The organism is Bradyrhizobium sp. 23 (genome assembly GCF_023073295.1).
In the GTDB taxonomy this organism is placed as follows: Bacteria; Pseudomonadota; Alphaproteobacteria; order Rhizobiales; family Xanthobacteraceae; genus Bradyrhizobium; species Bradyrhizobium canariense_D.
On record NZ_JADPJF010000032.1, the window covers coordinates 92,495 to 101,232 of the forward strand.

The following is an 8,738-nucleotide window of genomic DNA, read 5'->3' on the forward strand; positions in this document are numbered from 1 at the left end:
GAAGATCGTGCCCACGGTCATGTTGATGTCGATATTGGAGGAGCCGTCGAGCGGATCGATCGCGACGCAGATCTTCGCCGCGCGGTCACCGATCTGCGGTTCACGCATCTCCTCCGACGCCAGTGCCGCGATCGGCAGCTTGCCGAGACAGCGGCGCAGGATCGCATCCGCCTGCACGTCGAGATCGCGCTGCACGTCACCGTCGCTGTTGCGGCCGGTGGTCAGGCCCGACGCATCCGCAAGGTCTCCCGTGGCGATAAGATCGGCGATCTCGATCGCGGCCGCCGCGATGGCATCGACCGCGGCCGCTACGGCCAGCGCATGCGGCGCCGTCTCGGAATACCGCTGAAGGTGGTCGTCCAGCCTGAGTTGCCCGGTCATCTGCGTCCATCCCTTTGCAGGCGCCGCATCCAGTTCCCTCCTCGCTGGAGGTCGGTGCGGTCAGTGCCAACAACGACGAGATTGACAGGGGCGGCTTAATAAGGAAAATTTCTATTCATAATGAGCGCCAAAGAATTATCTTATAATGTCCATTCGACGGCACAGCTCCGGCATCTCACGATCCGGCAGCTTCGCTCGCTTGCGGCGCTCTCGGCAAAAGGCAGCGTCACGGCAGCCTCGACCCAGCTCGGCCTGACGCAGCCGGCCGTGACCCAGCAATTGCGTCAGCTGCAGGATCTCGCCGGACTGCCGCTGCTTCAGCGGACCGGCGACGGCATGCTGCTGACGGAAGCCGGCAAGGAGGTGCTGGCGCTCGCCGAGCGCGTCGAGGCCGCAATCGCGGACTGCCAGGGTTCGCTCGACCTGCTTGCGGGGCGAACCGGCGGCACGGTGCATCTCGGCGCGGTCTCGACCGCGAAATATTTCGTGCCGCACGCGATCGCGGCATTCTCGAAGCGGTATCCGAAGATCGAGATCAAGCTCACGGTCGGCAATCGCGAGGAGATCCGCGGGGCCATGCACGGCTACGACCTCGACTTCGCGGTGATGGGTCGGCCACCGGCCGATGTCAGCGTCGACGTCCGGCAGCTCGGGCGCAATCCGCACATCATCGTCGCGCGCAAGGGGCACTGGCTGGAGAAGGATTCCGGCCTCAACCTCACCGACCTCGTGCACGAGACCTTCCTCACCCGCGAGCCCGGCTCGGGGACGCGGACACTGATGGAAGGCATGTTCCAGAGGTCGGATCTTGAGCCGATCATCGGCATGGAGATGAGCAGCAACGAGACCATCAAGCAGGCGGTCATCGCCGGGCTCGGCATCGCCTTCATCTCGGCCCACACCGTGGCGCACGAGCTCACCGAGGGCCGGCTGATCGTGCTCGACGTCGCGGGCCTGCCGATCGTGCGGCAATGGTACGTGATCCGCCGCAGCGACAAGGTGCTGTTGCCGCCGGCGCAGGCGATGTTCGATTTCTTGGGATCGGAGGGGTCGAACTATCTTCCCGACGTGCCCGAATTCGGCGCGCGATAGCCCGTCGAAATTCAGCCCATCAGCTTCATCGCGACCGTAGCCGCGAGAATGACGATGATCTGGAGCAGGCGCTCGGTCGTGAAGATGCGGTTGAAGGTGGTCATCGCTTGCCCCGGCCGAATTGGGATGTCTCGGTCGGGACGTTGCTAGCACAGACGGGCGACGAGATAACTCCGTAATCGCCCCGTGTTTTCCGTGCACGACCCGACGACCGGCCCTTCGGCGGGCCTGCGCAAGGCCGCGCCGATGGTTAACGATCAGGCCGCGCGTGTAGGGGCGTAGTCCATCCGCGCGGCGAAATAGGCTTCCAGCTCCAGCAGCGCCCGCGCTTCCCAATCCTTCGCCTGCTCGAGCAGCGACCAGCTCTGGTCCGGGCGGAATGCAGCGGTCTGGCGATAGAGCGATGCGATACCGCGGTAGCGGCGCACGTTCTCCAAGATGGCGTGACCGGTGATTTGGCCGTTCATGTCCGAAAACTCCCTCGTCATTCCCGAGGGAGAAATTGCGGCCAAATCTTTTTCGAAAAGTTAGCGCCGCACAGCAAGCGTGCGAATGGTTTCCGGACTGTTGCCCGCGCGCAACGTGCGCGGCCGCACAAGGCCGATCTATTGCGAATTCGTCGCCGCGCTCTCGCCCCGCGGCTTCAACCCACCGCGGCTGATGATCTCGCGGCAGAGATCGGCAAGGCCGATCACCAGCACGGCGAGCAGGCAGAACAGCTTGATGGAATCGGCATGCGCGCTGGTCAGCGAATTGAACTCGAAGAAGGGCGGCATGAATGCCCACCATACCAGCGGAATGGTGAGTAGTGCGGCGAACGCCGCCGCCGGTGCGCCCGCAATAATGCCGAGCACGAACAGGCTGGGCAGGAACGCCGCGAAATAGAGTTTTGCGCCGAGCGCGACACAGCCGCCCTGGAGCGCAGCCGACATTGCGACAACGATGAATCCAAGCAGAAACGCCTGCCACGACCATGGTCGTACCCGCGGTACGCCAACCAGCCCCGCACGCCTCATCAGCCTCCCCCTGCCGCCCGTTAACCAGGCTCGCTTGCGACCAAAGTACTACAGCGGCAGGGAAACTGCGAGGTGGAAATTGCCGACCCGGCGGCCTTGGTAAACGGGCCGGATCGCTAATTGGAGCAACCAGCCCCTACTCGGTGGCCGCATAGACCAGGCCTGCGACGGGCAGCGCGAGGCCAAAGGCCGATGCGAGCGTCCAGCCGCCTTGTGCAAACGCCCACGCGCCGACCGCCGAGCCCGCCGCGCCCGCGGTGAAGAAGGTCGCCATGTAGAGACCGTTCAGGCGGCTGCGGTGCTCATGCCCCAGCGCGAAGATCGCGCGGAAGCCGAGCACGACGTTGCCCTGCACGCCGATGTCGATCGCGATCGCAGCCACGACCAGGCAGGCGAGGTTCAGCACCGATCCGGGCGCGCCGACATGCGTAATCAGGAATCCTACGGCCGCGAGTAGCAGCGCGACCAGTGTGGCCATGCGGCTATGACCGCGATCGGCAAGCCGTCCCGCGATCGGGGCTGCGAACACGCCGGCGACACCGGCAAGCGCGAACAGCGCGATGCCGCGCTGGGTGAAGCCGAATTCGCTCGCGAGCAGCAGCGGCGTCACGGTCCAGAACAGGCTGAATGCGCCGAACAGGCTGGCCTGGTACAGCGCGCGGCGGCGCAGCAGCGGCGTGGTCCGCACCAGATGGAGCATCGACAGCAGCAACTCGCCGTAATGCATCCGCGCGACCGGCCTGCGCTTCGGCAGCGTCATCCAGAGTACCGCTGCGAGCACGATCATCAACGCGGCCGAGCAGAAGAACACTGCATGCCACGACAGCATCGCCGTGACGAAACTCGACACCGGCCGCGCCAGCATGATGCCGAGCATCAGGCCGGTCGAGACATTGCCGACGAAGCGGCCGCGAATGGCTGCCGGCGCAAGATGCGCGGCATAGGGAATGATGATCTGCACCGCGACCGAGCCGAGTCCGATGAACAACGCGGCGATCAGGAAGGGCAGCGCGTGGGACGCGAAGCCCGCGGCGAGCAGGGCTGCCGCGCCGAGCGTGATGACGGAGCAAATCAGGGTACGGTTCTCGACGAGGTCGCCGAGCGGGACGATGAAGAGAAGCCCCACGCCGTAGCCGATCTGCGTCATGGTGACGATCAGTCCCGCCGCTTCATGCGACAGGCCGAGCGCGGCGCTGATCGGGGCGATCAGCGGCTGGGCGTAATAGATGTTGGCGGCGACCATGCCACAGGCCGCGGCAAGCACGAAGGTCAGTCGCTGCGACACCGCATCCGGATCCGGCGCGGTCTCGATCGTGGCATTCATCGTCATTCACAGGCTCTCCAGATATCGGAAACGGTCGTTTCCTAATATGACAAAAAATTCAGGCGAGCAGCTTCATCGCGACGGCGACCAGGCGCTTGCCGTCGAGCGAAAGGCCCGCCTTGCCGACCACGCGCAGGCCTTGCGTGATGCAGATCATCAGGCGCGCGGTGTCGGCGGCGGCGACATGGCGGGGAATCGAGCCGTCGGCCTGCCCCTCGCGAATGAGGCCGGCGATGAAGCCTTCGTTGGTCTCGAGCCGCGCGCTGACGAGGGCGGCGACCACCGGATCGACCGCGGACAATTCGACCGCGCTGCCGACCACGAGGCAGCCGCGCCGCCCCTCGCTGCCCTGGGAATGCTCTACATACGACAGCAGCATGTTGCGCAGCCGCTCGCGGCCATTGGCGCCTTTTGCCGCCGCGCTGCGCGTCTGCTCCTGGCGCAGCGCGGCGTAGCGCTCGAAGGCGGCGAGAAACACCGCATGCTTGTCGCGAAACGCCTTGTAGACGCTGCCCGTCGCCAGCCGCATCGCCGCGGTGAGATCGCCGATCGACGTGGCATGATAACCGCGCTCGGAAAACACGCGGACGGCCCTGTCGAGCGCGGTGTCCATGTCGAACTCCCGCGGACGGCCGGGCGAACGGGCGACGGAGCTGGATTTGCGGGCCGCTTTTTGCATTGCGGGATAATAGGGAATGTTTGTTTCCAAACAAAGACACTTGGTTGTGATTGGGGCGGTAGGGCCACTAACTCCGGCGTCGTCCCTGGCCAAGGCCAGGACCCATTATCCCAGGGAAGGGGTTGGGCGGACATTCGTTCGGTGGGATTGATACCGCCTTAAATCGATAGACCTCGCGGTATGGTCCTGGCCTTAGCCACGACGACATTTGAGGTTGTTACGCCTGACTGCCGGGCATCGCCACGGCGCAGGCCACATCGCGGTCCTGCGCACATTTCAACTTGCAGACATGCCTTCTCATCCTCGCGGCTGATTTCGCCCGAGCTTTGCTTGATCGCTCCACCCTCTTGTCCAAGAGGGCGCAGGGAAGGCCGGGTGCCGGCTGGCACCCGCGGTCCGCTGCGCGAAAAGCACACGCAGGAAAACCGCACAGCAGCATACAGGTGTAGCCAATCACTCGGCCTTCCCTGCGCGATGGTTGGACGGCTTATGCCGTGCTCTCCCGGGAGCCGAGTTCGTTCTGGCCTCCCTCACCCCAACGAAAGTCACCGGCACCCGCGCCGGTTGACGCAGATGCCGCATTCGCCAGGGCTTGACCGTAGCAACGACGGCCAGGACCACACGGTTTTGCCGTACGCACGGCCCGCCATTTCGCCGCAGTTTTCCCAGCCCTGTCGACGGAGCCGGAAACTTACAGACGAGACGAAGCCTAGCAGCGCCGCTCGTCGGCACGCAGCCTTGGGCTCACGGAGAGCAATCCGCCCTGCCCTTGGCCTCTCGCACCCGAACGCTGCCGCGTCCACCGCAAGCCCGGCTCGCGAACATGACGACCGCAAGATCGCCCCTCAAGGATGAGCCGGGATGGGCGACACATACGCCAATTCCGAATTTCGGTAAAGCGGAATCTTTTTGCGGCGGCGGATTGACAGAGGGGCGAAACAGGCGCGGTCCCGTAGCCCGGATGAGCGAAGCGACATCCGGGTCTTGCCACAAGCGACAGCGGTCCCGGGTGTCGCTGCGCTCACCCCGGCTACGAGAGCTCACCGCTTCGTTCGCACCGGCGTTCCGTCCGCCATGAGTGTCACTCCCTTCCGTTCGACAATCATCCCGTAGGCGTGCGGCTGACGGTGAACGTCGAAATTGAAAGTGGTGCGCTTGTAGGAGTTGCAGAGATCGAGATCGCAACGGGCGAGCGCGATCTCGTCGCCCTTGGTCGTGCATCGCGCGATGATCTCGCCGGAGGGCGCGATGACGCAGCTACCGCCGATGTGGTCGACGCCCTCCTCGGCACCGGCCTTGGCGACGCCCACCACGAAGGTGCCGTTCTGGTAGGCGCCAGCCTGCATCACCAGATGATTGTGAAACAGCGAGAGATCGTCATGCTCGGGCGCCGGCGGATTGTACACCGGCGTGTTGTAGCCGATCATCACCATCTCGACGCCCTGCAGGCCCATCACCCGGTAGGTCTCGCTCCAGCGGCGGTCATTGCAGATCGCCATCCCCATCACGCCGCCAAAGGCCTCGGTCACGCCAAAGCCATCGCCTGGATCGAAATAGCGCTTTTCCAGATGTTGGAATTCGCGCCACGGCTCATGCTCGGCATGCCCGGGCAGATGAACCTTGCGATATCTCGCGACGATGGCGCCGCTCTTCTCGACCAGGATCGAGGTATTGTAGCGCCTGACAATTCCGGCCTCGACCGTCAGCTCGGCATAGCCAAGATAAAATCCGATGCCGATCTCGCGCGCGAGATCGAACAGGCCTCTTGTCTCCGGCCCCGGCATCTCGCGCTCAAAGAAGCTGTCGATCTCAGCCTGATCCTCGAAATACCAGCGCGGAAAGAGCGCGGTCAGCGCGAGCTCGGGATAGACGATCAGGTCGCAGCCGTTGGCCTTCGCCTGGCGCATCAAGGCCATCAGGCGCGCTACGACCGCGGTTCTCGTCTCGGTCCGCGCGACAGGGCCAAGCTGGCCGGCTGCAATCGTCACAAATCTCGCCACGAATCTTTCCCTCGTCCGCTTCCCGGGTCAGGTCGCGGCAGAGACTATCGCGCGATGCGCCGCGCGCACAGCCTCGCTGTCCGGCACGGTGCCCAACCGAGAGGCAGCCCGACCGTCACGTGGAAAGTACCGAGAACAGATAATCTCGCAAACCCCCGCTCGTGCTGCTCAGGCGATCGAGCACAGGCAGCTACACGCCTACCGGGGGGAAGATGCATCTCACGGAGCGCGACTTACCAACCCGCCGATGCAGGTTCGTTGAAGAACATCGTCTGATCGCGCGCCGCCATGCGCGAGGGCTGGCGTCGACGGTGCCTCTCCGCACTGCGCTTGTTCGAAACGGTCCGAGCTGCTTGCTTCGGCGTCGCATCAGGCTGCGCCACCATTGCAAAAGCTTGGCGGGGCCTCTCCTGCGTGGGAAGCGCGTCGGCGACGGCAGGTGCGGGAGTCGGCGGAACCGACTCGGCTTTGGACAGCGATATTTGCCGTACGCTGGTGTCGAGGACGATCTTCTCAGGCCAGGTTTGCGCGGAATGAACGCGCACAATCGACCGATCTGGCTCGGCCGGCGCGGCGGCGCTCACGGGGGCGGTCATGTATCGGTCTGCGAGGAAAAGGAGGACGAGCAGAGCGCCGCCGGTGAAGACGAAATAGCGGATGAGCGGCATGGGTCCCTCGATCGCCTCGTTGTCGAGGCCCCTGCAGCAACGGGAAAGAGTGGTAATCGTTCCGGTGCGCCGTCGAGCATTCGCGGGAAACGCTCAGCCGCCCACTGGCATTCCGCTTGCTGCACGGGAGTCAAATCCCTCAGACCCGCAGTGGGTCTGTCTCACCGTGAGGCGATCATGCACCCGACGTCCCGTTTCGAAGCGACCATGCCGACCCAGCTCCACGCCTTGATCTCCGATCTGCGCTGGCGCATGCGAATGATCGACGCCGACATTCTGGAGGAAGAGCGGAAGGCTGGAATCTCCGATCCCCAAAACCTCGCCTATCCCCTGCTCGCGCAGAACCTGCGGGCCCGGCGCGACAATATCCGGGTGAGCATCGCCACCCTCGAAAGCCGGCTTGAAAAGCGATCGACCGAATGGCCGCGCGCTGCCTGATGCGCGCGATGGCGATAGCTCCGGTCGCATCCGGTCAACGGGAAGGAACTCCCGTTGCCGATCTGCAACGGTTCCCGTCCGTCCGAAGCCGGACAAAAGAAACTCCCATTGCGGCCACGAACCCCTCTCACAACGGCGTGAGACGAGCAGGGGAACTACGATGCGTGCGCAACGAGTCTGGGTGGTGAATGGGGCCGCCAGTGTCGAGCAGTTGCAGACCAGATTGGACGATCTGAACAAGCGGCTCGGTCAACTCGAGACGCAGCACCCCGAGAGCTGGAAGGTCGAAGAGCTCAGATCGACTGCGCTCAGCCTGTCGCGCGAGATCGACGACATCCGCTGCGCCGAGGCGACGGCGGCGCTGAGCGAGCTGCTGCGGAAATAGCCGGCGTTCGCCCGTCGCGCAAGGAACCAACGCCGCCTCCCCACCATTGCCATGCCGAGCATGGAGCAAAATCATGACCAGGCACCTGACGCGGGCCGATCTCGCGCGCGGCGTGGCCGGCGCGGTATCCACGCTGGTCCTGTGCGCGACGATGGCATTCACCATCGCGCGCCACTTCGCTTTGTAAGGCATTTGGCACTGTGAGGTATTTTCGATGACGTCCGACCCCGAGGAATCGGTCAGGCTGCAAGGCTACGGCGAGATGACCCTGCGTACGGCCGTCACGACGATGATGTTGCTTGCGCCGCGCGAGCGCGCGGATGCCGCCATCTTCCGCGTCCGCGACGGCGTCCGGCTTGCCTCAAGCGAGATTGCCGAACTCGCCTCCGAATGGGGCATCACGCCAACGCCGGAGATCAGGTCTCCGAAACTTGTCCCGGAGCAGCATTGGATCCACGTCGTTCGCGGCATGGTGCGTGAGGCGCCGCTGCCGGCGCTGATGATTGCGTTTATGGTCGGCGTGCTGGTGGCGCGGCGGTAGTCCTCTGACCTAGCTTGCAACGCCGAGTTATCGAAACAGGCAATGCTGAGCCATGCCACCGCGACAGACCGCCCTGTCCGGCCAAATCGGCCGTGGACCCGCCCTGAAAATCGTTGCAAGAAGACGCTCCCGGGCGCCGGCGGCTGGTCCGCCAAGCTTGGGAACGAGCCTCTAGAAAAACGTCGACTTTTGGAAGAATGGTCGGAGTGGCAGG

At 64.4% G+C, this 8,738-nt stretch carries 10 protein-coding genes and 1 pseudogene; 4 read left to right on the forward strand and 7 right to left on the reverse strand.

Translation table 11 applies throughout. The annotated features are described in order from the left end of the window. A pseudogene (locus IVB32_RS04675) lies at nucleotides 1-381 on the reverse strand (class 1 fructose-bisphosphatase); the annotation flags it as partial. 120 nt (nucleotides 382-501) lie between these two features. Here IVB32_RS04675 and IVB32_RS04680 point away from each other — a divergent pair. Next, on the forward strand, nucleotides 502-1,473 hold the full coding sequence (locus IVB32_RS04680; protein WP_247298573.1) for a LysR family transcriptional regulator: 972 nt from the start codon (nucleotides 502-504) through the stop codon (nucleotides 1,471-1,473). A 257-nt stretch (nucleotides 1,474-1,730) separates the two neighbouring features. Here the strand turns inward: IVB32_RS04680 and IVB32_RS04685 are convergent, their stop codons facing one another. The 6 genes from IVB32_RS04685 to IVB32_RS04710 all read right to left on the reverse strand — a co-directional run bounded on the left by IVB32_RS04685 (nucleotide 1,731) and on the right by IVB32_RS04710 (nucleotide 7,160). Continuing rightward, nucleotides 1,731-1,940, reverse strand: coding sequence for a hypothetical protein (locus IVB32_RS04685; protein ID WP_018456179.1), 210 nt, complete (start codon nucleotides 1,938-1,940; stop codon nucleotides 1,731-1,733). 138 nt (nucleotides 1,941-2,078) lie between these two features. Next, nucleotides 2,079-2,489, reverse strand: a complete 411-nt coding sequence (locus tag IVB32_RS04690) for a hypothetical protein (RefSeq protein WP_026233102.1) — start codon at nucleotides 2,487-2,489, stop codon at nucleotides 2,079-2,081. Nucleotides 2,490-2,625: 136 nt separating this feature from the next. Next, entirely contained in the window at nucleotides 2,626-3,819 is a 1,194-nt protein-coding gene (locus tag IVB32_RS04695) for an MFS transporter (RefSeq protein WP_247369267.1), read from the reverse strand. A gap of 52 nt (nucleotides 3,820-3,871) precedes the next feature. Next, nucleotides 3,872-4,492 (reverse strand): TetR/AcrR family transcriptional regulator, encoded by a 621-nt coding sequence (locus tag IVB32_RS04700; RefSeq protein WP_345947075.1) that lies wholly within the window; start codon nucleotides 4,490-4,492, stop codon nucleotides 3,872-3,874. Between the two features lie 1,040 nt (nucleotides 4,493-5,532). Beyond that, on the reverse strand, nucleotides 5,533-6,492 hold the full coding sequence (locus tag IVB32_RS04705; RefSeq protein WP_247369271.1) for an N-carbamoyl-D-amino-acid hydrolase: 960 nt from the start codon (nucleotides 6,490-6,492) through the stop codon (nucleotides 5,533-5,535). Nucleotides 6,493-6,725: 233 nt separating this feature from the next. Continuing rightward, nucleotides 6,726-7,160: a hypothetical protein gene (locus tag IVB32_RS04710; protein ID WP_247369276.1), complete on the reverse strand. Its 435-nt coding sequence runs from the start codon at nucleotides 7,158-7,160 to the stop codon at nucleotides 6,726-6,728. 177 nt (nucleotides 7,161-7,337) lie between these two features. On the opposite strand from IVB32_RS04710, the gene IVB32_RS04715 reads away from it, so the two are divergent. The 3 genes from IVB32_RS04715 (at nucleotide 7,338) to IVB32_RS04725 (ending at nucleotide 8,524) form a co-directional block, all read left to right on the forward strand. Continuing rightward, nucleotides 7,338-7,598: a hypothetical protein gene (locus IVB32_RS04715; RefSeq protein WP_247369278.1), complete on the forward strand. Its 261-nt coding sequence runs from the start codon at nucleotides 7,338-7,340 to the stop codon at nucleotides 7,596-7,598. Between the two features lie 160 nt (nucleotides 7,599-7,758). Further along, complete coding sequence (locus IVB32_RS04720; protein WP_026233665.1) at nucleotides 7,759-7,983, forward strand: hypothetical protein; 225 nt, start codon at nucleotides 7,759-7,761, stop codon at nucleotides 7,981-7,983. 214 nt (nucleotides 7,984-8,197) lie between these two features. Further along, nucleotides 8,198-8,524, forward strand: coding sequence for a hypothetical protein (locus tag IVB32_RS04725; protein WP_247369280.1), 327 nt, complete (start codon nucleotides 8,198-8,200; stop codon nucleotides 8,522-8,524). Nucleotides 8,525-8,738: the final 214 nt, after the last annotated feature.